24 protein-coding genes are annotated in these 25303 nt (G+C 34.0%); 20 read left to right on the top strand and 4 right to left on the bottom strand.

The window, feature by feature from the left end:
• Window positions 1-92 precede the first annotated feature (92 nt).
• The 13 genes from HMPREF1135_RS08535 to HMPREF1135_RS08480 all read left to right on the top strand — a co-directional run bounded on the left by HMPREF1135_RS08535 (window position 93) and on the right by HMPREF1135_RS08480 (window position 13881).
• On the top strand, window positions 93-2951 hold the full coding sequence (locus tag HMPREF1135_RS08535) for a type I restriction endonuclease subunit R (RefSeq protein WP_330369996.1): 2859 nt from the start codon (window positions 93-95) through the stop codon (window positions 2949-2951).
• 441 nt (window positions 2952-3392) lie between these two features.
• The gene (locus tag HMPREF1135_RS08530; RefSeq protein WP_007594192.1) at window positions 3393-3575 is read left to right on the top strand and encodes a hypothetical protein; all 183 of its coding nucleotides are present in this window, start codon (window positions 3393-3395) and stop codon (window positions 3573-3575) included.
• Window positions 3576-3817: 242 nt separating this feature from the next.
• Window positions 3818-4411, top strand: coding sequence for a type IV toxin-antitoxin system AbiEi family antitoxin domain-containing protein (locus HMPREF1135_RS08525; RefSeq protein ID WP_007594191.1), 594 nt, complete (start codon window positions 3818-3820; stop codon window positions 4409-4411).
• A gap of 50 nt (window positions 4412-4461) precedes the next feature.
• The gene (locus HMPREF1135_RS13925; protein WP_007594190.1) at window positions 4462-4626 is read left to right on the top strand and encodes a hypothetical protein; all 165 of its coding nucleotides are present in this window, start codon (window positions 4462-4464) and stop codon (window positions 4624-4626) included.
• Window positions 4627-4630: 4 nt separating this feature from the next.
• Entirely contained in the window at window positions 4631-5722 is a 1092-nt protein-coding gene (locus tag HMPREF1135_RS08520) for a Fic family protein (RefSeq protein ID WP_007594189.1), read from the top strand.
• Between the two features lie 323 nt (window positions 5723-6045).
• The gene (locus HMPREF1135_RS08515; protein WP_007594188.1) at window positions 6046-6660 is read left to right on the top strand and encodes a PepSY domain-containing protein; all 615 of its coding nucleotides are present in this window, start codon (window positions 6046-6048) and stop codon (window positions 6658-6660) included.
• Window positions 6661-6896: 236 nt separating this feature from the next.
• A complete protein-coding gene (locus HMPREF1135_RS08510) occupies window positions 6897-7505 on the top strand; it encodes a TetR/AcrR family transcriptional regulator (protein ID WP_007594187.1) in 609 nt (202 codons plus the stop codon).
• Complete coding sequence (locus HMPREF1135_RS08505) at window positions 7492-9246, top strand: ABC transporter ATP-binding protein (RefSeq protein ID WP_007594186.1); 1755 nt, start codon at window positions 7492-7494, stop codon at window positions 9244-9246. The genes HMPREF1135_RS08510 and HMPREF1135_RS08505 overlap by 14 nt, the downstream gene beginning before the upstream one ends.
• Complete coding sequence (locus HMPREF1135_RS08500; protein WP_007594185.1) at window positions 9230-10951, top strand: ABC transporter ATP-binding protein; 1722 nt, start codon at window positions 9230-9232, stop codon at window positions 10949-10951. The genes HMPREF1135_RS08505 and HMPREF1135_RS08500 overlap by 17 nt, the downstream gene beginning before the upstream one ends.
• Window positions 10952-10960: 9 nt before the next feature.
• Window positions 10961-11542 carry an MptD family putative ECF transporter S component gene (locus HMPREF1135_RS08495; RefSeq protein WP_007594184.1) on the top strand — a complete coding sequence of 194 codons (582 nt, stop codon included), beginning with the start codon at window positions 10961-10963 and terminating at the stop codon, window positions 11540-11542.
• On the top strand, window positions 11542-12234 hold the full coding sequence (locus tag HMPREF1135_RS08490) for an energy-coupling factor transporter transmembrane component T family protein (protein WP_007594175.1): 693 nt from the start codon (window positions 11542-11544) through the stop codon (window positions 12232-12234). Before HMPREF1135_RS08495 ends, HMPREF1135_RS08490 begins: the two co-directional genes overlap by 1 nt.
• Entirely contained in the window at window positions 12222-13637 is a 1416-nt protein-coding gene (locus HMPREF1135_RS08485) for an ABC transporter ATP-binding protein (RefSeq protein WP_007594174.1), read from the top strand. Before HMPREF1135_RS08490 ends, HMPREF1135_RS08485 begins: the two co-directional genes overlap by 13 nt.
• Window positions 13638-13701: 64 nt before the next feature.
• A complete protein-coding gene (locus tag HMPREF1135_RS08480) occupies window positions 13702-13881 on the top strand; it encodes a DUF6440 family protein (RefSeq protein WP_007594173.1) in 180 nt (59 codons plus the stop codon).
• Window positions 13882-13927: 46 nt separating this feature from the next.
• Here HMPREF1135_RS08480 and HMPREF1135_RS08475 read toward each other — a convergent pair whose 3' ends face one another.
• Both HMPREF1135_RS08475 and HMPREF1135_RS08470 read right to left on the bottom strand, forming a co-directional pair.
• Entirely contained in the window at window positions 13928-14953 is a 1026-nt protein-coding gene (locus HMPREF1135_RS08475) for a hypothetical protein (RefSeq protein WP_007594170.1), read from the bottom strand.
• Between the two features lie 12 nt (window positions 14954-14965).
• Window positions 14966-15991 carry a hypothetical protein gene (locus HMPREF1135_RS08470; protein WP_007594168.1) on the bottom strand — a complete coding sequence of 342 codons (1026 nt, stop codon included), beginning with the start codon at window positions 15989-15991 and terminating at the stop codon, window positions 14966-14968.
• A gap of 93 nt (window positions 15992-16084) precedes the next feature.
• Between HMPREF1135_RS08470 and HMPREF1135_RS08465 the strand changes: the two genes are divergently transcribed.
• From HMPREF1135_RS08465 to HMPREF1135_RS08440, 6 genes are all read left to right on the top strand, one after another.
• Window positions 16085-16468 (top strand): hypothetical protein, encoded by a 384-nt coding sequence (locus HMPREF1135_RS08465; protein ID WP_007594166.1) that lies wholly within the window; start codon window positions 16085-16087, stop codon window positions 16466-16468.
• 140 nt (window positions 16469-16608) lie between these two features.
• Window positions 16609-18903 carry a DEAD/DEAH box helicase family protein gene (locus HMPREF1135_RS08460; RefSeq protein ID WP_330369995.1) on the top strand — a complete coding sequence of 765 codons (2295 nt, stop codon included), beginning with the start codon at window positions 16609-16611 and terminating at the stop codon, window positions 18901-18903.
• Entirely contained in the window at window positions 18903-19436 is a 534-nt protein-coding gene (locus HMPREF1135_RS08455) for a hypothetical protein (protein WP_007594163.1), read from the top strand. The genes HMPREF1135_RS08460 and HMPREF1135_RS08455 overlap by 1 nt, the downstream gene beginning before the upstream one ends.
• A 49-nt stretch (window positions 19437-19485) precedes the next feature.
• The gene (locus HMPREF1135_RS08450) at window positions 19486-19827 is read left to right on the top strand and encodes a hypothetical protein (RefSeq protein ID WP_007594162.1); all 342 of its coding nucleotides are present in this window, start codon (window positions 19486-19488) and stop codon (window positions 19825-19827) included.
• 24 nt (window positions 19828-19851) lie between these two features.
• On the top strand, window positions 19852-21249 hold the full coding sequence (locus HMPREF1135_RS08445) for an aldehyde dehydrogenase family protein (RefSeq protein WP_007594161.1): 1398 nt from the start codon (window positions 19852-19854) through the stop codon (window positions 21247-21249).
• Window positions 21250-21266: 17 nt separating this feature from the next.
• Window positions 21267-21698, top strand: a complete 432-nt coding sequence (locus tag HMPREF1135_RS08440) for a hypothetical protein (protein WP_007594160.1) — start codon at window positions 21267-21269, stop codon at window positions 21696-21698.
• 85 nt (window positions 21699-21783) lie between these two features.
• Here HMPREF1135_RS08440 and HMPREF1135_RS08435 read toward each other — a convergent pair whose 3' ends face one another.
• Window positions 21784-23382 (bottom strand): hypothetical protein, encoded by a 1599-nt coding sequence (locus HMPREF1135_RS08435; protein ID WP_007594158.1) that lies wholly within the window; start codon window positions 23380-23382, stop codon window positions 21784-21786.
• A gap of 245 nt (window positions 23383-23627) precedes the next feature.
• On the opposite strand from HMPREF1135_RS08435, the gene HMPREF1135_RS08430 reads away from it, so the two are divergent.
• Window positions 23628-24062 (top strand): hypothetical protein, encoded by a 435-nt coding sequence (locus HMPREF1135_RS08430; RefSeq protein ID WP_007594156.1) that lies wholly within the window; start codon window positions 23628-23630, stop codon window positions 24060-24062.
• Between the two features lie 41 nt (window positions 24063-24103).
• Here the strand turns inward: HMPREF1135_RS08430 and HMPREF1135_RS08425 are convergent, their stop codons facing one another.
• Window positions 24104-25129, bottom strand: a complete 1026-nt coding sequence (locus tag HMPREF1135_RS08425; RefSeq protein ID WP_007594155.1) for a hypothetical protein — start codon at window positions 25127-25129, stop codon at window positions 24104-24106.
• Between the last annotated feature and the right edge of the window lie 174 nt (window positions 25130-25303).

The raw sequence follows: 25303 nt of genomic DNA, 5'->3' as shown, positions 1-25303 counted from the left end.
ATGAGCAAGGTGCCAACGCAGACTACAATCGTGATTATGCAATTGACGAAACTCACTTATTCCGTTTCCTTCAGGATACGCAACCGGATTCATTGGATAAGCTCGGAGTTTTTAAGTCTGATGTTAAGAAGAACCAATTTCTGAATCGTTTACAGGGAGAAATTTCTAAGCGTGGTATTATTGATGTTCTCCGTAATGGTGTGAAGGTTTACCCTGCCAGCTTGATTATGTTCTATCTGACACCGACTGAAAATAATTCCAAGGCCAAAGAAATGTACGAAAAGAATATTTTTAGTGTAACAAGGCAGCTGATGTATTCTAATGATGCTACGAGACTTGCTCTTGACATGTGCATATTCATCAATGGTCTGCCGGTCATTACTTTTGAGTTGAAGAATCAGCTTACAAAACAGGATGTTGATGATGCGGTTAACCAGTATAAGACAGACCGTGACCCTAGAGAACTTTTATTCCAGTTTAAACGCTGCATGGTTCATTTTGCTGTTGATGATGCAAGGGTGAAATTCTGTACAAAGCTTGATGGTAAGAGCAGTTGGTTCCTTCCTTTTGATAAAGGTTACAACGATGGTGCAGGAAATCCGCCTAATCCAAATGGGCTCATGACAGATTATCTGTGGAAAGAAGTTCTTACCAAGGATAAGCTTAGTCGTATTATTGAGAATTATGCTCAGGTAGTTGTTGAAGAAGATCCTGAAACAAAAAGGAAGAGTGTAAAGCAGATATTCCCCCGTTATCATCAGTTGGACGTAGTTGAAAGCTTACTTGCTGATGTGAAAGAAAATGGAATCGGAAAAAGATACTTGATTCAGCACAGTGCTGGCTCAGGAAAGTCTAATTCAATTTCTTGGCTTGCACATCAGCTGATAGGACTTGAGGAAAATGGCCATCCAATGCTGGATTCTGTGCTGGTAGTTACTGACCGAAGAATTCTTGATAAACAGATTAGAGATAATATAAAACAGTTCATGCAGGTAGCTAATACGGTTGCATGGGCAGAACATTCCGGTGATTTAAGAGACGCCATTAAAGATGGAAAGAGAATTATTATCACCACTATAGAAAAATTCCCTTATGTAGTTCCTAATATTGGAGCTAAACATAAGGACAATAAGTTCGCAGTTATTATAGATGAGGCGCATTCTGGTCAGAGTGGAAGAAACTCTGCACAGATGAACTTGGCTCTTTCCGGCCTTGCTTCTGAAGTTGAAATGGATAACGAAGATAAAATCAATGCAATGATGGAGGGACGTAAGTTACTCTACAATGCCAGCTACTTTGCATTTACTGCAACACCAAAGAATAAGACTTTGGAAACCTTCGGCGTTCCATATCAGGATGGAGATGAAGTAAAGCATCGTCCGTATCATTCATACACTATGAAGCAGGCTATTCAGGAAGGTTTCATTCTTGATGTGCTTAAATATTATACACCGATTGCCAGCTACTATAAGCTTATGAAGACTGTGCAGTATGACCCTATGTTCGACAAGAAACGAGCACAGAAAAAGCTTAGAGCATTCGTTGAAAGTGACTCATATACCATCTCTCAGAAGGCGGAGATGATGATTGAGCACTTCTACGAACAGGTGATTTCAAAAGGAAAAATAGGTGGACAGGCTCGTGCTATGGTAGTTACTTCAAGCATCCCAAGATGTATAGAGTATTATTATGCACTTAATAAGTGTCTTGCAGCTAGACATAGCCCATATAAGGCTATTGTCGCGTTCTCTGGTGAACACAGGTATCAGGGACAGGAACCACCATTAACATCTGCGACTATGAATGGATTCCCAGATGCGAAGATTCCTAAAACATTGAAAACAGATCCTTATCGTATTTTGGTTGTTGCAGATATGTTCCAGACAGGCTTTGACGAACCTCTGTTACATACGATGTATGTTGATAAGATGCTTTATGACATTAAGGCTGTTCAGACATTATCCAGATTGAACAGATGTCATCCAATGAAGCATGATACTTTTGTTTTGGATTTTGCGAATAAACCGGCAATGATTGAGCAGTCGTTCTCAAGGTATTATAGAACTACGTTATTGTCTGGTGAAACAGATCCTAACAAGTTGTATGACCTTATTACAACAATGGAAGAGTATCAGGTATTTTCAATAGCTCATGTGGAGCAGCTTGTAGACTTGTATCTAAATGGAGCAGAAAGGGATAGGCTTGACCCAATTCTTGATGCTTGTACTGCAGTTTATAAAAATCTTGATACTGAAGAGCAGATTAAGTTTAAGAGTTCTGCGAAGGCCTTTTGTCGTACATACGGATTCTTAGGAGCTATTCTTCCTTATGGTGATGCAGATTGGGAGAAACTTTCAATATTCCTTAATCTTCTGATTCCGAAGTTACCATCACCAAGAGATGATGATTTCTCAGAAGGAATCCTTGACTTGATTGACCTCGATAGCTATCGACTTGAAGCACAGAAATCAATGTCAATAAAGCTTGAGGATGCGGATGCAGAGGTCGCTCCTGTACCAGCGGGAAGTGCAGGTCATATTGTTAATTCTGAGATGGAATTATTGTCTAGTATACTTAATGATTTTAATGATATGTTTGGAAACATTGATTGGAAGGAACCAGATAATGTTCGTAGACAAATTATTGCAATTCCGGATATGGTTGCAAAAGATGAAAAGTACCAGAATGCAATAAAGAATTCTGATAAGCAGAATGCACGTATGGAAAGTGAACGTGCATTGCAGCAGGTTATTTTCTCAGTAATGGCGGATAATATGGAACTCTTCAAACAATTCCAAGACAATCCTTCTTTTAAGAAGTGGCTGTCAGATATGGTATTTAACATGACATATGAGCCTAATACCGGAAGCAAAGTTGTAAATTATCCCAAACAAAAATCTACAATGAGAATTGTTGCTGATGATATAGTTCCATATATAGACAAAAAATAAAAATGATGAAGTAGGCGCAGTATGAGTGAGGTATTATCTAAAATATCACATGGCGATTTCAACTCAGTCTTTCACGAAGTTACACAGCCGGAAAAGGTTAAGTGGATGATTGAATTACAGCTGCGCCTGTTTCATTTAAAAAATTATAAACAACAAGTTTAATTAAGAAGAGATGAAAATTCTCCTATAGCGTAATATTGGTAGGTAAGTATTCTTCTGTGACAGAAGTGAAAGATTTAAGGTTATCGGAAATGCATTTGCTGTTTTAGCACAGATAACTTGAGTTCTTAATAAAAATACTGGTGTCGATGTTAAAGGCACCTGTGTAGAATTAGGCAAAATTCTCTTATAGCGACTGTTAGTATTGTAAAAGACAAATGCGTTAAGAGTTCGTCTATAGACTTTATAGTTGAGAATAGAGTCAGTAGTGACAGCAATAATATGAGAATAGATTCTGAGTATCATATTTTAGAAAATCCTGTTAAGTGTGATGATAATATTATAAATATAGTTGTACGAGTAGATAAAGACGCAAGTGAAAATGAAGAATATTTATTCGATTTAGATAATGAATTAGCTAAAAGGTTACTTACATATATATATTTAATAGAAATAGTAGTGTGAAATTATAATTATTTTGCATGTAAATTTAGGTGGTATGCCGGTTATTGTATGTAAAGTATAGAGTATTGTGAAATGCTTGGTTTCTAAGCAATGGAGAAAGGCCCCTTTGGAAATAATCATGCATATTGATTTTAATGTCCAAAGTGCCATTCAAAGTGCCAAAATGGCACTTTGAAATTTTTTAATTCACTTCCTTTTGTGCTTTGTTTATTACATAATAAAGCACAAAAGGAAGTATAGCTATGAATATAGATAATATAAAAAAAATTATAGAGAAAAACAATGGTATAATTACTGCGACAGAAGCTGATAAATACGGTATTGACTCATGGTATCTTACGGATATGGTGAGAAAGGGAGAGCTTGAGAGAATTGCACGAGGAATTTATTTTGATAACGGTTTTGACAACTATGATGAAATGTATTTCTTTCAACTTCAAAATAAAGTGTGTATATACTCCTATCAAACTGCCTTATACATACATGGATTAACTGAAAGACTTCCATATGTAAATGAAGTTACGGTATATCAGGGGTATAATCCATGGAGATTTAAGGGGATGGTTAATGTACATCAAGTAAAAAAGGATTGGTATAAAATCGGTGTTGTAGAAAAAAATACAGACATGGGAAATCATGTCTATGTCTATGATATGGAAAGGACTATTTGTGATATAGTTAGAGATGGGAAAAGGCAGGAACCGGAGATATTTTCTAAAGCTTGGAAATTTTATATTAAAAATAGCTTGAAAGATATATGGAAGCTTAGAGATTACGCAAATATATTTGGGATATCAGAAAGGATTGAGAGTATTTTGGAGGTACTTGCATATTAAGTTTGAAATGTTTCAATTAAGAAGCATAATACACACTAAAAAGGAAGACTATGCAATTAGGATGGATTGATTTTTCAAAAGAAGACAGACAAAAGGCACTGGATGTTATCAATCTTCTAAGTGAGCAGGGGACGGTTTATGAGCTTGGGATAGGGACTGTATATTACATAGAAGTGGGACAGAGTAGTTATATATTGAAGTATTTTGGGAGGTGATGTTTTGACGGATAAGAACTGGAATCTTGAGCTAGATGAATATATACGCCAAGGTGAACCGGATAAGGTGGAAAAGAGTAATGCATGGAAAACTGCTATCGGACTTCAGGATGTAGACGGACTTAAGCCTTCAAAATACTTGATTGAAACTGCAAAAGATCATATTGAAGGCAAGATTAGTATTTCTGAAGCGGACAGGCTTATAAGCGGTTATTATAAAGAGAGAAAAGACAGGGATGGTGTGGAAGCAGATACAAAAGAAGCGGATATTGTATCTGTAAGAATCGCAAAATTACTTGGGGAGAAGACCTTTCAATTTTCACCGGTAGAATTACAAAATATTCATCGTAGATTATTTGAAGGTGTATTTCATTATGCCGGAAGAATAAGAGATTACAATATTACCAAAAATGAGTGGGTACTTAAGGGAGATACAGTACTGTATGCATCATTTGACAGTATCAGGTCTACACTTGATTATGACTTTTCACAAGAGAAGAACTTTTCCTATAAGGGACTGAATATACAGGAGGCCATTAGACATTTTGCTAAATTCACATCAGGAATATGGCAAATCCATCCGTTTGGAGAAGGAAATACAAGATCAACTGCAGTATTTATCATTAAATACTTAAAGACATTCGGTTTTACCATAAGTAACGATACATTTGCCCAAAATTCATGGTATTTCAGAAATGCTTTAGTACGAGCAAATTATAACAATCTGAGAGCAGGTATTCATGCTACAAGTGAATTTCTTGAATTGTTCTTTGAAAATCTTTTAATGGATACGAAGCATAATTTAAAAAATCGATATATGCATATTGATTTTGATGGACAAAGTGCCATTCAAAGTGCCAACAAATCAGTTTCAAAGTGCCAAAATGGCACTTTGGAAATGTCTTTGGAAGAATTAGCTATTATAAATGCCTTAAAAATTAATCCGGCATTAACTCAAAAGCAGATTTCGGAGATTGTAGGGAAGTCAGAGAGAACAATTAAGAGATGTACCGTAGAAATGCAGGAAAAAGGTTTAATTGCTAGAGAGAACGGAAAACGAAACGGTAAGTGGAAGATACTTATAGAAGTGAATTAAGTGAACTGAAAAGTTGGAATAAATAAATTTTGGTGTAGTCTTTGTACTACACCATTTTTAAATATGTGTGACTATAAGTACTTAATAAAAGCTATGATATTAAAAAAATAAAAAAATTTAAAAACAATGCAATAAAATGAAGTCCTCGTGCATTAATATAGTGAAAGGGTAAATAAGAGAACTTAAAAAAGACAGTATTATCCATATAAACGTCGACGGTGGATGATAAATTTACTAAGAACTCATGACCTTTCTAAAATAAAAACGCTTGTATTAACAGATTGGTAAAATTATTTTCACTGTACACGGAAAGGATGGAAAATATGAAAAAGTTTAATAAATTAGGTAAGAGTTTAATAGGTGCGGTTACAGTATCTTGTATGTTATTTGCAGCCGGAATGACAGGAGTTCCATATTATGGAAGCACCTTTGTTGCCAAGTCAAAAGTATCCAAATCATATAAAGCAACAAAGAAAATAACAGCTGATGAGGCTAAAAGAATCGCACTTGCACACGCAAAGTTAGCGGAAAAGGACGTAACTTTTGTTAAAGTGGAGCTTGAGCTTGAGGATAATAACAGATATGAGTATGATGTTGATTTTTACAGCGGAAATGTAGAATATGATTATGAGATAGATGCAGTGAGTGGAGCAATATTATCAGCTGACAGGGATATTGAGAACTATGTGATTCCTACACAGCCAAGTACATCATCGACTAATACTCAAACTTCAGAGATTTCAGTAGAAAGAGCAAAGCAAATATCACTTTCACACGCAGGAGTGGGCTCTGCAAGATTTAAAAAGGCAAAGCTTGATTATGAAAACGGTGTTAAAGTTTATGAGATCGAGTTCAAAGCTGGAAACTTGGAATATGAATATGATATCAATGTTTCAAACGGAGCTATAATCTCAAGCAGCGTAGAGGTAGATGATTAATAGAGATATATACTTACAGTCAGTCCGAGGTGAATACCCGGGCTGATTTTTTTTGCATAACAGTAAGTCGGGCTAAGTTTAAATTACTTCAAAGTAAATTGAAGTTTGTTTGAAGTGATATTGAAGTTGACTTTGAAGTGACAGTGAAGTAGTTCAAATAACCACTTGTTAGTAAATCCTAACTATGATATAATAACTTTACCGACGATAACGTCGGTAAAGAGGAGGTATACAATATGGCTGCTGCGAAGAGGCTTAGTGAGGCTGAAAGAAAAAAGGAAATTATGGATTCAGCCGCAAAAGTAATTGCCGCAAAGGGCTTAGGAAAGGCAACTATGGAAGACATCATCGCGGGAACAACTTTATCAAAGGGAGGAGTATATCACTACTATGGGAACGTAACAGAAATCTTTAAAGACATTATGATAGGCGGGATTGATTACAGAAACAATATCATTAAGGAGCATTTGGCTGAATGTGAAAAGGGTGGTGAGAGTAAGTTTATGGCAAAACAGTTGGTTGATAAAGTCATAGACAACAATCCTTTAATGCCTCTTTATGTTGAGTTTTTGATAGAGAAAAAAAGAAATCCCGAACTGAATAATATTATGGAAGAGCTTCAGGAACAGACAAAGGAAAGATTTAAAGCGATATGGAGTGATGACTCAGGATGGTTGTTTGATCCACAAATGTTTCAGTTTGTTACCGATTTTATGAATGCTCTGATAATGGCTTCTGATGTACTGTATGCAAGAGAAAATTTCAAAAATAACAGACAGCATTTGGAAGCAATATTTACTTACTTATTTGAACAAGTAAAGGAGAAAACTGATGGGAGTTTATAAGAAATTATTCAGATATGTGCCGAATGAAAAATATATCGGATATATGACAATCATAGTATCAAGTATTTCGGCATTCCTGGTGGTTTATGGGTATTATTATATATTTCTACTTCTAAAAGAAGCGGTAGTAAAGGGAAATTATGAAAATGCAGGATACTATTCTACAAGGATAGTTATCTGTTTAACTATAAGTGCGGTAATGTATTTGGTATCCGGTATTGTTTCACATAAGCTGGCATTCAGACTTGAAACAAACTTGAGAAAAAGAGGAATTGAAGGTCTTACCGATGCAAGCTTTCGATTTTTTGATCTGCATTCCTCAGGATATATCAGAAAAACTATAGATGATAATGCGGCAAAAACACATATGGCGGTAGCTCATATGTTGCCTGATAATTCACAGGCATTTTTGGTACCGATTTTTGCATTTATACTGGCATTTGCCATAAGTCTTAGAGTGGGAATTGTTATTATAGTTTTATCTGTTGTAAGCGGACTTATATTGATGGGAATGATGGGCAATAAAGATTTTATGAAGCTTTATCAGACTTCGCTTGACAAACTGAGTTCTGAAACTGTGGAGTATATCAGAGGCATACAGGTAATAAAGATATTCGGTTCAAAACTTAAATCCTTTAAGGCTTTGCATGATTCTATTATGGAGTATTCAAAATATGCTTATGATTATTCTCTGTCTTGTAAAACACCCTATGTAATATATCAGCTGATATTTTTGGGATTGATTGCAATTATCAGCATTCCGCTCAGCTTCTTTTTGACCGGTATAAAAGATCCTAAATTTATGGCTGTAGAGCTTATTATGATCTTTTTCTTAAGCGGTGTAATAATGGTTTCTTTTATGAAAATAATGTGGGCAAGTATGAATATATACAATGCAAACTTTGCCATTGACAGTTTGGAAGAATTATATGAAAAGATGCAGGAGGACAAACTCACATATGGAAACAGAGATCATTTTGACAATTTCAATATTGAATTTGAAAATGTGAGCTTTTCATATGGGGATAAAAAGGTTCTGGAAAACTTATCATTCTCATTAGAAGAGAAAAAAACTTATGCCTTAGTAGGGCATTCAGGTTCAGGAAAGTCAACTGTTGCAAAGCTTTTGTCAGGATTTTATAAGGTTGATAAGGGGGCAATAAAAATAGGTGGATATCCTCTTTCGGAATATACAAAGGAGGCAATCATAAGGAATATCTCGTTTGTATTCCAAGACAGCAAACTGTTTAAAAAATCAATATATGATAATGTAGCATTGGCTGATGAAAATGCAGGTAGAGATAAAGTAATGAAGGCTCTCAGTCTTGCAGGTTGTGATGAAATTATTGAAAAGTTTAAAGACAGGGAAAATACAATTATAGGTTCAAAGGGGGTATATCTTTCAGGAGGTGAAAAACAAAGAATCGCTATTGCGAGGGCTATTTTGAAAAATTCACCTATTGTAATTATGGATGAAGCGAGTGCGGCAATTGATGCAGATAATGAATATGAATTACAAAAAGCATTTAAAAATTTAATGCAGGATAAGACTGTTATAATGATTGCCCATAGAATGACAAGTATAAGAAATGTAGATGAAATAATAGTTTTGGAAAAGGGAAATGTAATAGAGCGAGGAGATAATGATTCATTAGTGAAAACCGGAGGGTTATACAGCAGACTCCTCAGTCTTTATGAAACTGCAAATGATTGGAGGGTGTCAAATGAAAAACTACTATAAGAAAAGATATGCTCTCTCAGAACAGGGTGCAAAAAATCTTACAAAAGCAACGATATATTGTTTTTTGACATATTGTATAAACCTTGGTCCGATGTTTATTTTAATGGGACTTATTAATCAGTTGGTCTTGGGAAATGTATCAAGCACCTTGCAGTATATTGTTATGGCAATACTTACTCTTGTTTTTATGTATATTTTATTATCAGAAGAATATGTAAGCCTTTATAATTCAACCTATAAAGAATCGGCAAATTTGAGAAAGGGAATAGCAGAGAATCTGGCACAGCTTCCGCTGGCTTATTTTTCAAAGCACGATCTCTCCGACCTTTCACAAACGATAATGTCTGATGTGGAAAGGGTAGAGCATTCTATGAGCCATTCCATACCAAAGGTTGTGGCTATGTGGTTATTCTTTCCTCTGATGGGACTTATTATGCTTATTGGAAACTGGAAGCTTGGACTTGCAGCAATTATTCCCACTCTTTTAAGCTTTATGATCAATCCTTTGGCAAAACAGAAGGAAGTTTCAGAGTACAGCAGGTACTTTAATGTGCTAAGAGATAATTCAGAGCTTTTTCAAGAAACAATAGAGTTACAACAGGAGATAAGCAGCTTTAATCAAGCTGACAAGGTGAAGAAAAACCTGTATGAAAAGATGGAAGAGAGCGAGAGGATACATCTTAATGTAGAGATAGTTCCAATGCTGGCGGTAGGTATATCTTCATCTCTCTCATATATAAGCCTTGCAGTAGTATTGGCTGTCGGAATACAGTTACTTATTCACAATGAGATCAGCCTTTTATATCTGATAGGATACCTGATAGGAGCAATAAAGGTTAAAGAACTTTTTGATGTTTCAAGGGAAGGAATGACCGAAATGTCCTATATTGAACCTGCAATTGTAAGAATAAAGGAGATAAAAAATGCAGCGCTTCAAGAGGGTGAAGATACAGACCTTTCAAGCTATGATATAGAATTTAAAAACGTTTCATTTGCTTATAATAAAGATGCAAAGGTATTAAAAGATGTGAGTTTTACGGCAAAGCAGGGTGAGGTTACAGCTTTGGTAGGTATATCGGGTTCCGGTAAAACTTCCGTACTAAGACTTATATCAAGGCTGTACGACTATGATACCGGAAGTATCTTAATAGACGGAAAGGATATTAAAAATATATCTACAGACTCATTGTTTAAGAATGTCTCAATAGTATTTCAGGATGTGACCTTGTTTAATACAAGCATTATGGAAAATATTCGTCTGGGTAGAGAGAGTGCAACCGATGAGGAAGTAAAGGAAGCGGCAGTGCTTGCAAACTGTATGGATTTTATTGAAAAATTACCGGATGGATTTAATACTCTAATTGGCGAAAACGGTGCTGAATTATCAGGGGGAGAAAGACAAAGAATTTCTATAGCAAGAGCATTTCTAAAGGATGCACCTGTTTTGATATTGGATGAGATATCAGCAAGCCTTGATGTGGACAATGAAAAGAAGATACAGGACAGTTTAAATAAGCTTATCAAGGACAAAACGGTTATTATTATCTCTCACAGATTAAAATCAATAGAAAATGTGAATAAGATTGTGGTAATAGATGAGGGAATTGTTGAGACGGCAGGAAATCATAGTGAGCTTATAAAACATTCAAAGATATATAAAAACTTGATTGAAAAGACAAAATTAGCGGAAGCATTTAATTATTAGGGGGAAAATATGAAAGAGCAAAAGCTGAAAATAAAGGATCTGGTGACTATCGGTGTATTTGCAGTTATATATTTGGTGATTATGTTCAGCGTGGGAATGATTGGAGTTATTCCGATTTTATTCCTGGTATATCCTACGATACTGGGTATTGTTAGCGGAACTGTTGTTATGTTATTTATGGCAAAGGTACAAAAACCGTGGGCATTGTTGATATTTGGAATGCTTACACCTATTTTTATGATGGTAGAAGGACATACTTACATTCTAGTTCTGCATGCATTTGCAGTGATACTTATAGCCGAGTTGATAAGAAGAGCAGGTAATTACAATTCATTTAAATACAATATGCTTTCATTTGCGATATTTAATACCTGGATCTGCGGTTCACTTATGCAAATGTTATGGGCAAGAGAAAAATATATTGAGATGACAATGATGATGGGCAATGAATATGTAGAAGCCTTGGAAAGGCTTGTCACATATCCACATATGGCATTGGTCTATCTGGGTGCTATAGCAGGAGGGCTTATAGGAGCGAATATAGGAAGAATATTACTAAAAAAACATTTTATAAAAGCAGGTATAATTTGATGTATTACATCAATGACAAAAGATTAAATCCAAATCCTATAACCAAGTTTTTGGTTGTAGTGTTACTGGGGTTTACTGTATTACATTCTATAAATCACTATTTGGAAGTAGCTGTTGTATTAACGATATCTATTATGTACTTTATGAATGGGTTTAGAAGAGAGGCAATAAAAAATATACTGGTATTTGGCGTATTGTTCTTTGTACCGAGTTTTAGTGCTTTGGCAAAGCTTCCCATATTTATAATGATGATGCTTTCATTACCTGCTATATTTCGTATGTTTTATCTTCCTTTTGCAGCAGGTGAATTTATGATAAAAACATCTGACGTCGGAAGTATTATCTCATCAATGGATGCTTTAAAAATACCGAAGGAGGTTTCCATCCCTATTGCGGTTATGTTCAGATTTTTTCCGTCTTTTGTAGAGGAGAAAAACAGTATCAAAATGGCAATGAAAATAAGAGGAATAGAAACAAAAAATCCTGTTAAATACCTCGAGTATGTAGCAGTTCCGCTGCTTATTATTTCATCAAATATTGCTGACGATATTTCAAAAGCTGCAGAAACAAGATGTATTGCAAATCCTATAAAGAAAACAAGGTATGTAAGCGTGAGAATACATTTGATCGATTTTATTTATGCCGTAACAATCAGTGTTATAGTAGCAGGAGGAATTATATGCTCACATTAGAAAATTTATCACTGTTTTATGAACAGGACAAAAAGATTCTTGACTGTATAAACTTAACTGTGGCAGACGGTGAATGCATATTGCTTACAGGAGAGAGCGGAAGCGGAAAATCCTCTATTATAAATTCTATAAACGGATTGGCTTTTGAATATGAAAATGCCAAAATTAGCGGCAGCTTAAAGGTTGACAATAGAGAATTAAAGGGAATGGAGCTGTATGAAATATCACTGTTGATATCAAGTGTTTTCCAAAATCCCAAGACACATTTTTTTAATGTTGATACAACACTTGAGCTTTTATTTTATCTTGAAAATATAGGGCTTAGTAAACAGGAAATGGAAAGCCGTATTGAAGATATGCTGAAGCTTTTTCCGATAAAGCATTTGCTTGGACGTAGTATATTTGAACTCTCGGGTGGTGAAAAGCAGATACTTTGTGTGGCGGCCTGCTATATTTCCGGTTGTAAGATAATAGTACTTGATGAACCTTCATCAAATCTTGATGATAAATATATTGATATATTAAAAGAAATGCTGCAGATACTAAAGAATAAGGGAATAACACTTATCATTGCAGAGCATAGGATTTATTATTTGACGGATGTGGCAGATAGAATTATTACGGTAAAAAATGGAAAACTTGGGGTGGAACTTACAAAAACAAACCTGCTAAACAATGAAAGGTTAAGGGAACTGGGACTTCGCTCTGCAACAAAAACAGACTTAAAGGTCCAAAGGAATTCCGTCGGAAATGATTTGACAGTTAAAAAACTCGAGTACAACTTTAAAGACGGTTCCGGGTTAAAGATAGATGATATTTCATTTGGTCTTGGAAATATTTACGGTATTACCGGAAAAAACGGCTGCGGTAAATCTACATTTATAAGAGTAATGACAGGCCTTGATGATAAGGGAAAGAGTGAGATAATATTTAACGGGAAAATCCTAAACAAAAAAGACAGACTGAAAAATTCATCCTTGGTTATGCAGGATGTTAATCACCAGCTTTTCACAGATTCTGTAGAGGAAGAAATAAAACTTGGGGTTAAAGATTTGTCACAGGATAGATTGGATAAGGTGCTATATGGTCTTGAACTTACAGAATTTAAGGACAGACATCCTATGAGTCTTTCAGGTGGACAAAAACAAAGAGTGGCCATTGCTTCAGTTCTATGCAAAAACTCAAAATTTATATTTTTTGATGAGCCTACAAGCGGTATGGATTATAAGAATATGATAAGAATTTCAAAGCTGATAAAGGAGATGAGTACTGAAGATAATATTATATTTATTGTTTCCCACGATATTGAATTTTTAAATGAAACCGCAGACAGTATACTTTGCCTTGAGGAATTTACGACCCCGGCATCCAAAAATGAAAGTAATAGAATCATTTATTATTAAAGAAAACTTTAAGAACTGTAGTTTAATATATGATATAATCAAAAAAAACATCGGAGGATACTTTATGGATCGTTTCAAGAAAGTTTACAGACAGGGAGTAATAGAAGTACTTGAAGTCTGGGTTGATACGGAGACAGGTGTAAACTATTTGTTTAAGGCAAACGGATATGCAGGAGGTCTGACAGCTTTACTTGATAAAGACGGAAAGCCTGTAGTAACACATGACATTAAAGAAGATTTATAAATAAAAACTGTAGCGGAAGGGTAGCTTCTACTACAGTTTTTTGTGTCTATTCCCATATTGTATGCTGTGCTCTCACACCATATTTATCAGGTTTATAAAATGAATCAAAATCAGCTTCTACACTGTATCTTTTCCATATAACATAGTCGGAAGTCTGAATCTTAAGTGTAAATGAAATATCATTCTTTATTTCTTCATATTCAATCGGATGTAGTGAAAAAATATCCGTCAAATCTTTTTCTCTAAAGTCATCTATACTCAGTTTTGACAAGTCGGTATTATTAAATTTAACTTCCGGTAAAGCCTCACTGTCTGCCGGAATCCTGTAATAAGTTATTGTACAGTTTTTTAGTTTATCGCTATCTTTTAATGTAGGAGTGACACTTACAAAACCGTAGGATTTATCATCACGAAATATTTCCAAAAGTTCACCATAATAAAAGTGGTCATTACGATTATTTACTATTTCACTGTCTGCAGACTTTTCCGAGAAGTAAAAGCCGTTAGATAAAAGTGTGGATGCCTTTGTTTCACCTACAATTATATTGCTTGTATTTATTTGTACTACGACCGGCTTTTCGGGAAAACCTATCATAGATATAAAAAGGGTAAGAGTAAAATTTGTTATAAACAGTCCGGCTATAACAGCATTTGAAGCTGAGTAGAGTCGAAATATTTTATTTTTATGATTGCTTATAAGTCCTGAAATAAGCTGAATGAGATGATAAATTATCAAGCTTATTACTGCAAGTCCAAGCTGAAATCTTAAACATCTATAAAGTGACAATGTAAAATTATTCGTCATGTAAAACATAATGCCTATGCAGGAAATATTTGCCAAAATATACACGAAGAAAAATAATAATGCAGCTTTCAACGCAGCAGATTCGGTAATATCATCATAGTCTATATGTATTCTACCTTGAAAGCCCTGTCCGATATTGTACATCCATTTTGGAACTTCCTTACCGGCAGCTACTGCAATTATCAGCCTTAAAAACATATATATTGTTAATATAAAGCATAGTAAAACCAAAAGACCAAAAATTAATGCGAATACAGTAAATCCCATTTTATTCCCCCATTATTCCCAAATAGTATGCTGTGCCCTTACACCATAATGGTGTACTGAGCCATTTTCAAAAAAATCCGCCTCAATGCTATAACTTTTCCACAGTGAGTACCCTACAGTTTGCAGTTTTAAGGTATACAAAGGACTGCGTTTATACTGATGATAATTATAAGGCTTTAGTGAAAAAATATCAGCCATATCTTTGTATTCAAAATCCTGAATGCTCAATTCGGACAGAGTTGCATCACTAACTTTTACCTGAGATAAAACCTCACTGTCACCCGGTATCTCATAATATGTTATAGTGCAATTTTCAAGTTTATCGGAATTCTTAAATGTCGGAGTAATACTCATAAATCCATAAGATTTTCCGTCACGAAGCAATTCTACAAGTTCACCATAGTGAAGTTGGCTGTTTCGTTTATTTACAATTTCACTGTCTGCATCTTTACCGTAAAACTCAAAGCCGTCTGCTAAAATAGAGGAGGCTTTTGTTTCGCCTATTACCACAGTGCTGTTATCTATTTGTATATTTATAGGTTTTTCAGGAAATCCTACCCTGAGCATCCATAGAGTATAGACAAGTGCAGTTACAAATATTCCTGCCATTACAGCATTTGTTGGTGAGTAGAGTGGCCTGTAATTACCCGATATATGAGATACAAAAAATAAAATCAGTTTTACTATAAAGTAGAATAACATTGCTATCAAAACAACAACGACCTGCAAGCCTACACATATATAAAATGCTTTCTTGGAATTTTGTGTTTGATAATACATTACAAAATAGAAAAAAATATTGGTTAAAATAAAAAAAAGGATAAAAAAATTGGTATCCAATAATGCCGCAGGTTCTGTAAAATCCTCGTAATTGATATTGATCTTACTTTTAAATGCCTGTCCAATCTTGTACATCCAATTCGGAACCTCAGTATAAGTACTTACAGCTATTACCAGTTTTATGTACATATAAACTGTAAACGTAAGGAGTATCAATATAAGCATAGCGAGTGCTATGGAAATTATAAAAAAGGCCATTGTAGCTCCCCTTTTCAAATTAAAAGTTGTATACTCGTATTATATCATTTTGTTATAAAATTTACGATATTTAATACTTTTATGGGGAGGAATATGGCTGTTTCATATTTTATTTATGTGACTGATAAAGAAAATACCGGTTTTAATTTGGAGAAGTTTAATAATGACATTAAACAAAGATTTCCAGGAGTCAGTGTAGAAGTTAAAAGCGATGAAAACTGCAAATATAATGTTCACTTTGAATATTATGGGGATGAATGCGAGTTTGAACTTTGGATAAATAGAGACCGGAGTGTTTTAGTGATAGATTATTTTAACTCTGAAAACAGGCTCTATGATTATGCAAAATATATTATATGGCTTAGAAGCTACTTCCCTTATGAGAAGGAAGTTTTATTATGTGATGAGGGATATAATAAAACTATTGTATTAAGTGAGGGAGTAGAGATAGAGGATATTTTGGAGATATTGGAGTAGGAGCATTATTGTTAAAACATACCGGATATATGGAATGTTACATATAGGTTTGTAGTTGAGAAATTCAGATATATAAAGTATGATAGGAATGTAGATTAATATATAAATAAGATTAAATTAATAAATTTATAATGGAGGTAATGGGAATGGAAACAGGCTCTGTAAATGATTTGAAAACTTTTGTTGAGGTGAAATCTTTCGGTGACATTTTACCTAAGAACGGAACGAATATAAGGAGTCCTTATGAGCATCAGAAAAAGGCTATGGAAGCACTTGATAAGATAAATAAAGAAGAATCTTATAGCACTTTGGTAGTTCTGCCGACAGGAGGCGGAAAGACTTATACAGCTTCTATGTGGTTATTAAAAAATGCTATTGATAAGAAAAAGAAAATCCTTTGGATAGCACATCGTCAGATGCTTCTTGATCAGGCTGCGGAGTCATTTCAAAAGTTTGCGTATACGGAAGTTGTACCGCATATTTCTTCTTTCAGATTCAGAATTGTGTCAGGTGCATCAAGTCATGACAGAACAATAGATATCAAGGCGGATGATAATTTATTGATTATAAGTAAGGACAGCATAGGCAGAAATATTGAAAGACTTGATAAGTGGTTGGAAGGAGAGAAAGAGCTGTACCTGGTTGTAGATGAAGCACATCATTCAACTGCAAAAACCTATAGAAAAGTTATCAACTATGTAAAGGACAAGGTTCCGAATTTAAAGTTAATAGGTCTTACAGCAACACCATTCCGTACAGCAGAAGAAGAGCAGGGACTTTTGGGTAAAATCTACTCTGACGGTGTCAGTGACGGTCAGGTTGTACGTGGAGACATAGGAATAACATATCAAATAGGATTAAAAGAACTTATAAACAGACAGATTCTTTCAAAGCCTATTTTTGAAAGCTACTTTACCGAAGAAAATTATGGAGATTCTCTGGGGCTTGAGTCATGGGAAAGGATTCAATATCTTGATAATTTGCCGGATGATATTGCGAGTCAGATGGCGGAGAGTGCCGCACGTAATAAACTGATTGTTGAAACATATAAAGAAAAACAGGATGAATATGGTCAGACAATTGTATTTGCGGTCAATGTAATACATGCTATTCAGCTTAGTGCACTTTTTAATAAAGCGGGAATTAAGTCTGATTTTGTTGTATCTGATATCAGAGACGGTGTTACAGGAGTGACAGTAAGCAGAGAGGATAATGAGAGAAAGCTTGAAGCCTACAGAAAAGGAGAATTACAGGTACTTGTTAATGTAAATATCTTGACTGAGGGTGTGGATTTACCAAAGACAAAAACAGTGTTTTTGGCAAGGCCTACAGTATCATCTATTTTGATGACACAGATGGTAGGTAGAGCATTAAGAGGAACTGCAGCGGGAGGTACATCAAGTGCATATATTGTTTCATTTATAGATCATTGGAATGAACATATTGCATGGGTAAATCCGGAAAGCTTGTTTGCAGGGGATAATGATTTCCAGGATAGTGATGATTCCGAGCGTATCAAGAGAGATATTCAACTGATTGCAATCTCAAAGATTGAGGAGTTTGCAAGAATACTTGATAATTCGGTAGATACAATAGATTTGGAAAGAGTTGCTTTTGAAAAAAGAATTCCTATAGGAATGTACGCATTTAATTATCTGGAAGAAAACGGAATGGACCATTCATATCAGGTAATGGTATATGACAGTACACAGGAAGCTTATAAGAATCTTATGGAGTCACTTCCTTCATTATTCAAGTCATTTGATGTAACAGAGGAGTATTTAACAAAAGAACAGCTTGATGAAATGGAGGCACAGTGCAGGGATTCATTCTTCTGTGGTGAAATGATACCGCCATATGAGAGCAGAGATGTGATAAATATTATAAAATACTATGCACAATATGAGGAAGCACCAAGATTCTATACATTTGAAGAGGTGGATAGAAATAAGCTGGATATATCAAAGATTGCGAGGCATATTTGGGATGAAGATATGGGGGTACGTAAAAAAGCTGAATACATTGATGAGCTATGGAATTCCGGTGATGATAATATGCTTAGATTGTTCTTTGGAAGAAAGATATACTTTTTAAAGCAGCTTGATATTGAATTGATGAAATTATCAGATATTGAAATATATGGTGGTGGGGAAAGAAAACAAGTAGGGTACGGTTCTAAGGAGCTGGAAGATTTACCGCTCCATATAATTCGTAAGATTAACCCTGATTATGAAAAATATTTAAGAGATGAAACCTTTAAAAAGTATACTGATGAAGCCGGTAATTATCGCTGTGCCTGCTGTGGATTTACAGACAGATCCAGAGTTCCTTTCCAAGTAGACCATATTATTGCCATGAATAATGGCGGTAAATCTGTTGTGGAGAATTTACAGATTCTTTGCCGCAGTTGTAATGCAAGGAAGAGTGACAAATAATGTATGGATTGTTTTATTCGGCAATCGATATTGCATTTATCTTACAGGATTTAAAACTTGGTTGTAGAGAGGAAAGTAAAGTTCTTGATTCAATATGGGAAAATGAAAAGAGCTTACTTTCCGAACAGTACAGAGATAATAAGAGAAAATTTTTGCTGGATATATATCAATGGAGTCATTATATATTGGATAAGGATGCAATTGATAAAGAACTTGTTGCTATACAGAGAGATTTGAAGCATTCAGATAGAACATTGCAATTAGAACAGTTAAGTGGTTATTTTTCTGACTTTGATATTTTCTTTAAAAGTTGTCGTATAAAAATATTATATGGCAGTAAAAGTTATGTAAAAATAAAGCTTAGAACTTTATTAGAAAGATATGGCTATAAACGTAGATCATCATTGATCGTTCAGTATATAAAACATTGTTTAACATTTTATAATTTGCAAGTGGCTGTACGTGGTGGTGACATTTGCGATATAGAAACAGTAGGTATTGATGAAATGCTGATGTTTAGAGTAATAAGTTAGTGTATTAAGATAATAAAACAGTCACAAGTTTAGAATAAGCAGGTGAAAAATGATTACAGGTATCGACTACATCTTATATACTGATAAAGATAAGGATGCTTTTATAGAAAAAATAAAAGAAAGTATTACGTTTTGGAAAAATCCATATATTGCCATTGATAATGAAGATGAAACAACGGATATTTTTGTCTCTCGAGATGAAGAGATGTTTCGGTTGATGGACGAAAAGGGCTTTTACGTGGAGGAATTGTCCGGTGAAGGACCATTTTTATTGATTTTTAACAGTGGATATTCATCAAAGGAAAATAGAGTGACTTTGGTGCTTTCTGAAGAAATTTACGAGTCAAAATTCTCCAAGCTGGTATTCAACACGATTAAATCTATTTTATAATGTGGAAGGACGGTGAGTTACATTATGGAGAAAAAAGTAGAATTAAAAGAAATTATAAATAAACAAAGAGATTTCTTTAACACAAATGCAACTAAGTCGGTTAAATACAGGATAAAGATGTTGGAAAGGTTAAAGGAGGCAATCAGAAATAATGAGGTAGCAATTCTTTCCGCTCTATATAAGGATCTTTTAAAGTCTAGAGCTGAGGCATATATGAGTGAACTTGCAATAGTTTATGCGGAGATAAATGAGGCTTTAAAAAATGTAAGAAAGTGGAGCAGACCGGAGAAGGTAAAAGGAACTATATCCACATTTCCGGCAAAGAATTATGTATACTCTGAGCCTTATGGAGTAGTGCTTATTATATCACCTTGGAATTACCCCTTCAATTTGACGATAGCACCGTTGATAGCGGCAATAGCGGCAGGAAACACAGCAATAATCAAATGCTCAAAAGAGAGTGTTTATACTTCAAAAGTTATTAAATACATTATAAATAAAGCTTTCGGTTCAAATTATATTTTCTGTGTGGATGAAGATATAGATTATGATGAGCTTCTACATCAAAGATATGATTATATATTCTTTACAGGAAGTCAAAGAGTAGGAAAGATTGTAATGAATATAGCGAGCAATAACCTTATACCGGTTTCTTTGGAGCTTGGAGGAAAGAGTCCTTGTATTATAGATGAGACAGCCGATATTAAACTTGCTGCAAGGCGAGTACTGTGGGGGAAACTGCTTAATGCCGGACAGACCTGTGTGTCTGTTGATTATGTGTTAATACATAGCAGTGTTAAGGACAGATTTATAAAGTATCTGCAAAAAGAAATAAAGAGAAGATATCCTAATGCATTAAATAATGATACTTATCCGAGAATAATAAATGAGCATCATTATAAAAGACTGATGAATTTAATAAAATCAGAGGAGAGTATAATAGGTGGCAGAGGTGATGATGTAGTTCGTAGATTAGAGCCTACTATTTTACCTGATGTGGATTTCGACCATGAAATTATGAAAGAAGAAATATTTGGGCCGGTGCTTCCAATCATAGAATATGAAGATATAGATAAGGTAATAAGGATAATAAAAGCACATGAGAAGCCTTTGGCATGCTATGTATTTACAAGGGATAAATATATTGCAAAGCATATTATAAAGAGTATTTCGTACGGTTGTGGATGCATAAATGATGTTATTCTGCAAGTATCAAATCATTATATGCCGTTTGGAGGAGTAGGAAGTAGCGGAATGGGTTCGTATCATGGGAAGTTCGGATTCGACACATTCAGCCATAAAAAGAGTATTGTTTGGAGTGAAACAATGATTGATTTGCCGATTAGATATGCACCGTTTAACCAACTAAAATTTAGAATATTGAAAAAAATATTGGAATCATTTAATGATTCAAAAAAATAGAAAGTCGGAGACAAAATATGGCGTATACCAAGGAAAACTTTGAAGAATGGATAATTCTTATAGACTCTAAAATGGAGTATTTTACAGATTCATTTGCAAAAGAAAATAATTTAAAACTTGACTACAGTATAGAGTCATTGGACGAGATTGAAAATTGGATCCTAACTAATTACAGTGAGATAAAGGATTTGATAGGAGATACTAAGACCTTAGACTATTTGACGGTATATATAGGCGAGACTTTCAGGAAACATATAGGTGGAGAGTGGTTTATAGATTTAAAAAATAAAAAGAATGCATACTATTCCATGCCTGTTTTGACAAGTCCTGATTACATAGGAGAGAGATATATAGCACCGATGACATTTGCAACTGCATGTATCAACAGAAAAAAGGGCAATTATATAAGTACGATACTGAAAAACTGTCTGGAAGACATGGGAAAGTAGAGTATAATACTTTAGAAGATATATTGCTACCGGAGCCTTACGTGATCCACATGGGTCGCGTGCGACTCCGGCAGTATTTATATCTTTAATTATCTAATATAGTGCTAAATGAAATTGTATTATTTTTTACAAAGCCCTTTACATCACTGTCTATATCCTTAAGTTCTCCATTTAAATATTGTTTTAAAGTACCTGCTCCTTGTGTTTCGTCATAATCCGTTAAGAAATATGTTTTTTCGAATTTATTCACATATGGTGTATATCCGGAATAATCCTTTATATTTTTTACAATTTCAGTATCCTTACCGTTTTCCCAAATATGATATGTATCATTATCATCTTCATATGAAGTCTGTGATAGAGTATCAGCGTATATTATATAACTCTCAGTACCGATATTTTCTAAATGTGCTGACGGATAATATTTGCCTACATTTTCATTGATAATATTTTTATCCAAGAATAAAGAATAGTAGTCGTTTCCTTCGATTTTTGCTATATACAATAAACTATTATTTTCCTTCTTAGAGTCCTGTGAGTAAGCAAAATCATAAAAAGCACTTATATTTGTATTTAAAAGTTCAATTTTACCTTTTTTACTTCCTTCTAAAACAACCTTCCAAAGCTTCATATTTTCTTCAGAGTAAAAATACCAATGTTTTGATTTGGAAGGCAATGCTTCACTTAGTTTGTCACGGTTTCCCTGTATATCTTCATATTCTCCCAGTATTTTACCGTTTTGTTTAATTGTTAGAATATTTTCACCTTTGGAATTTTTTTCAGTATATGCCAGTAAATCTTCTTCTTTCTTAAATTCTACAAAGTCTACAAATGTATCACTGACTAATTCCTCATTACCGTTAAAGTCAAATCTATAGAGAGATGCAGGCTCATTAGTCTTAGAAGCGTAGATGACTTTATCAGAAGAAAAAGTAATGTAATTATATGGTTTTTCAATACCCTTTACTATTACTTTTGAGTTTCCGTCTTTTAACTGATATAATGTATTATTCTTAATATAGCATATTTTATCAAAATCATAAGAATAATCTAAAGAATTAATGTTAACATCTGAGTACACTGTATTAGTACCTTTATATATATCAATTAAATATACATTTGCCAAGTCCTCTTTGCCATAATTACGACTATTGGGAATAATTAAAAGCTTATCCTGAGCCTTAGAAAGTATGTATCTCGTTTCTTCCTTTTCTTTAAATAGACTGATGGATTTACCTTTTTTATTTAAAAACAACTCTTTATTTGAAATATAGAGTATGTCACCGTTTTTTAAGATATGATGTACTGTGACTTTTTCGGCTACCTTGGTTCGCTTGGTAGGTGATTTTGATGTAGATGTATAAAGTGTATAGGTTTCTCCATCATAATCTGAAAATGAACAGAATAAATCGGTATCTTTACTGTGTGGTGCTATAGAAAACTTTTTCATAACACTTCCGTTAGTTGTACAAGGTCCCAAGTCTATAATTTCAGAGTTATTATAGCGAGCCATATACAAATTGTCTCCCTTTAAATAAAGAGAAAACTTATTGGAACTTGTACTTTTTTGAGATTCCGCCTTGGATTTTTTACCTGATGAGCAGGCTGATGCGAATACAACAAAAAGACATGTTACTAAAAAACAGAAAATAACGGGAAGTTTCGATGTGATTTTTTTGAACATAAATTTCACCTCCATAAATTTTAATTTAATTTTACTATATATTTGTACAAAAATCTATTTATAATTTTGCTAAATATACTTAAAAATTTTGAGTTTATAAATTATATTTACCTTAATCTAATGTATAAGAAATATATTGTATTTACATCTATGTATGATTATACTAAATAGGAATATATATTCAATTATAGAGTATTGAGTGAGTTGGAGAATATTTATATAAATTAAGAAAGTTGGATATAAAAATGGCTTATACCGAGGAAAACTTTGAAGAATGGATTATTCTTATAGACTCTAAAATGGAGTATTTTACAGATACATTTGCAAAAGAAAATAATTTAAAACTCGACTACAGTATAGAGTCGCTGGATGAGATTGAAAATTGGATTCTCACTAATTACAGTGAGATAAAGGACTTGATAGGTGATGCCAAAACTCTGGACTATTTGACAGTATACATCGGCGAGACTTTCAGGAAGTATATAGGAGGAGAATGGTTTATAGATTTGAAAAATAAAAAGAATGCGTACTATTCCATGCCTGTTTTGACAAGTTCCGATTATATAGGAGAAGTATACAAAGCTCCAATGACATATGCGACTGCATGTATCAACAGAAAAAAGGGCAATTATATAAGCACAATACTGAAAAACTGTATGGAAAATATGAATATTATATAATCTGATATAAAAAAGGAAAGCCGCTTAAGCTTTCCCTTTTTTTATTCCCATATAGTATGTTGTGCCATAACATTGTAGTATGAAAGACTGTTATCGGAGTTAAAATCGGCTTCTATACGATAGCGTTTCCACATAGAATAGTCCTGAGTTTGTAATGTTAGTACAAAGTAATAAGGACCTTTCATCTCATCATAATCTATAGGATGCAGTGAAAAAATATCTGTCAAATCTTTATTTTCAAAGTCGTTAAGATCTAAGTCCGACAGCGCTACATTGTTAATCTTCACGGCAGATAAATCCGTATCATCGGGTGTAACCTTAAAGGATGTTACAGTACAGTTTTTAAGTTCATCCGAGTCCTTCCATGTAGGTGTGACACAAACATGACCGAAAGATTTGTCACCAAGATATAATTCCAAATATTCTCCATAGGAAAAGTGGTCACTTCGAGTATTTATGATCTCACTGTCTGCATTTTTGTCTTTAAAGGTAAAGCCGTTATCAAGAAGAGCGGATGCCTTTGTTGTTCCGATAATCACATCAGTTCCTGCTATCTGCACATTTACAGGCTTAGCAGGAATACCTGCTATAGATATAAAAAAAGTAAATGCAAATGAGTAGAAAAACATAAGTACATCCAACGCATTGGTAGTTGAGTAAGAATATTTTGTACGGTATGAGGGTATCAAAAAACGTATAAACGGTCTGATAATTCCGGAAAGTATTATTGCAGCTATAATTACAGCAAACTGCATTTTTAAACAGGAAAAAATTGCTTTTCCAATATTGTGTAATTTGAAATAATTCACACCGGTAACTATTATATTAACTAAAATAATACACACCATAAAAACGCTCGCCTCTATAAGTGCGGGCTTATCGGTGATATTATCAAATTGAACAGACCTCCTTGTAATCTGTATATATTGTCCTAAAGCATATATCCAATTAGGGAGCTTCTTAAAAGTACAAACAGCTATCAGCAGTCTGAAGTATATAAAAACAGCTAAAATAAAGCATAGCAGTGAAAATATACCAAAGACTAATGTAGATATAAAAAATCCCATAATATCCCTCCTGTTTGATTACGGATAAACGGTTATATTATATCATTTTACATAATAATTTGCGATATATTATTGATATTATATATTTAATGGAATAGTATATGATATTAAGGGTAAGAGTATAATAGCTGTTGCAAAAATAATAGGAATCTATAATCAGTTTGCCGGTGAGTC

The organism is Lachnoanaerobaculum sp. OBRC5-5, assembly GCF_000296385.1.
GTDB lineage: Bacteria > Bacillota > Clostridia > Lachnospirales > Lachnospiraceae > Lachnoanaerobaculum.
The sequence above is the reverse complement of the archived record's forward strand: the minus strand, read 5'-3'. Positions and strand labels throughout refer to the sequence as shown.

Bases quoted from the DNA above. Each gene is read 5' to 3' on its own strand.
- HMPREF1135_RS08530 (WP_007594192.1), top strand. From the start codon at position 3,393: ATGAGAATAGATTCTGAGTATCATATTTTAGAAAATCCTGTTAAGTGT.
- HMPREF1135_RS08525 (WP_007594191.1), top strand. From the start codon at position 3,818: ATGAATATAGATAATATAAAAAAAATTATAGAGAAAAACAATGGTATA.
- HMPREF1135_RS13925 (WP_007594190.1), top strand. From the start codon at position 4,462: ATGCAATTAGGATGGATTGATTTTTCAAAAGAAGACAGACAAAAGGCA.
- HMPREF1135_RS08515 (WP_007594188.1), top strand. From the start codon at position 6,046: ATGAAAAAGTTTAATAAATTAGGTAAGAGTTTAATAGGTGCGGTTACA.
- HMPREF1135_RS08510 (WP_007594187.1), top strand. From the start codon at position 6,897: ATGGCTGCTGCGAAGAGGCTTAGTGAGGCTGAAAGAAAAAAGGAAATT.
- HMPREF1135_RS08505 (WP_007594186.1), top strand. From the start codon at position 7,492: ATGGGAGTTTATAAGAAATTATTCAGATATGTGCCGAATGAAAAATAT.
- HMPREF1135_RS08500 (WP_007594185.1), top strand. From the start codon at position 9,230: ATGAAAAACTACTATAAGAAAAGATATGCTCTCTCAGAACAGGGTGCA.
- HMPREF1135_RS08495 (WP_007594184.1), top strand. From the start codon at position 10,961: ATGAAAGAGCAAAAGCTGAAAATAAAGGATCTGGTGACTATCGGTGTA.
- HMPREF1135_RS08490 (WP_007594175.1), top strand. From the start codon at position 11,542: ATGTATTACATCAATGACAAAAGATTAAATCCAAATCCTATAACCAAG.
- HMPREF1135_RS08485 (WP_007594174.1), top strand. From the start codon at position 12,222: ATGCTCACATTAGAAAATTTATCACTGTTTTATGAACAGGACAAAAAG.
- HMPREF1135_RS08480 (WP_007594173.1), top strand. From the start codon at position 13,702: ATGGATCGTTTCAAGAAAGTTTACAGACAGGGAGTAATAGAAGTACTT.
- HMPREF1135_RS08475 (WP_007594170.1), bottom strand. From the start codon at position 14,953: ATGGGATTTACTGTATTCGCATTAATTTTTGGTCTTTTGGTTTTACTA.
- HMPREF1135_RS08470 (WP_007594168.1), bottom strand. From the start codon at position 15,991: ATGGCCTTTTTTATAATTTCCATAGCACTCGCTATGCTTATATTGATA.
- HMPREF1135_RS08465 (WP_007594166.1), top strand. From the start codon at position 16,085: ATGGCTGTTTCATATTTTATTTATGTGACTGATAAAGAAAATACCGGT.
- HMPREF1135_RS08460 (WP_330369995.1), top strand. From the start codon at position 16,609: ATGGGAATGGAAACAGGCTCTGTAAATGATTTGAAAACTTTTGTTGAG.
- HMPREF1135_RS08455 (WP_007594163.1), top strand. From the start codon at position 18,903: ATGTATGGATTGTTTTATTCGGCAATCGATATTGCATTTATCTTACAG.
- HMPREF1135_RS08450 (WP_007594162.1), top strand. From the start codon at position 19,486: ATGATTACAGGTATCGACTACATCTTATATACTGATAAAGATAAGGAT.
- HMPREF1135_RS08445 (WP_007594161.1), top strand. From the start codon at position 19,852: ATGGAGAAAAAAGTAGAATTAAAAGAAATTATAAATAAACAAAGAGAT.
- HMPREF1135_RS08440 (WP_007594160.1), top strand. From the start codon at position 21,267: ATGGCGTATACCAAGGAAAACTTTGAAGAATGGATAATTCTTATAGAC.
- HMPREF1135_RS08435 (WP_007594158.1), bottom strand. From the start codon at position 23,382: ATGTTCAAAAAAATCACATCGAAACTTCCCGTTATTTTCTGTTTTTTA.
- HMPREF1135_RS08430 (WP_007594156.1), top strand. From the start codon at position 23,628: ATGGCTTATACCGAGGAAAACTTTGAAGAATGGATTATTCTTATAGAC.
- HMPREF1135_RS08425 (WP_007594155.1), bottom strand. From the start codon at position 25,129: ATGGGATTTTTTATATCTACATTAGTCTTTGGTATATTTTCACTGCTA.